The organism is Microbacterium sp. BF1 (assembly GCF_019279095.1).
Classification (GTDB): Bacteria; Actinomycetota; Actinomycetes; order Actinomycetales; family Microbacteriaceae; genus Microbacterium; species Microbacterium maritypicum.
Map to the genome: position 1 here is coordinate 1 of NZ_JAGYWT010000783.1, position 727 is coordinate 727.

Here is a 727-nt window from a genome sequence, read left to right on the forward strand (position 1 = left end):
ACGAGCTCGCGCTCCGCCTGCGAGATGTGCGCGACCGTCACCGGCCGGAAGAGGGCGTCGAAGCTCGCCTGCAGCTGCTCCCTGGTGACGGGACGGCGACGGCGCAGGGCATCCAGCTCCGGCGTCACCTCCACGATCCGGTCCACGATGTCGTCGGTCATGCGTTCTCCTTGAGGGTGAGGTTCTCATCGGCACTGGTTCTGTGCGGGGTGGGACTGAGGGCATAGCCGAGGGCGGGAGCGACCTCGTCGGCGAAGAGGGCGATCGAGCGCAGCACGTGCTCATGCGGTGCGTCGACCGAGTGCACCTGGAATGCCACCTCGGTCGCCCGGGCGAGGGTGCGGTCGGCGGCGAGAGACTCCGCCACGTCTTCGGGCGTGCCCAGGTGCGTATCGAGGGCGGCGATCAGTTCGTCGATGCTGTCGCCGGGGATCGTCTGCCCCTGCCGGCGGAAGCCCTCCGCCGCCCGGCGCAGCCCGACCTCGGCGAACCGCAGCGCCTCGGCACGGTCGTCCGCGACGAACACGGTGCGTGAGGCGGTGATCCTCGGAGTCGCTCCCTCCGGCAGAGCGTCGAGGTACGCGTCGATGATCGGGTCCTGCAGTTCCGACAACGGCGCGTGCAGGCGGTCAGCACGGCGCGGCTGCGTGCGGGAGAGCAGCAGGCCGTGCCCGTGCACCCCGGCACGGTGCCCGCCGGGAGCCGAGAAGGTGGCCTGCCAGATGCG

1 pseudogene is annotated in these 727 nt (G+C 71.3%); it reads right to left on the reverse strand.

The window, feature by feature from the left end:
- Nucleotides 1-157: 157 nt before the first annotated feature.
- Nucleotides 158-727: pseudogene (locus KZA10_RS16765) on the reverse strand (putative FMN-dependent luciferase-like monooxygenase); the annotation flags it as partial.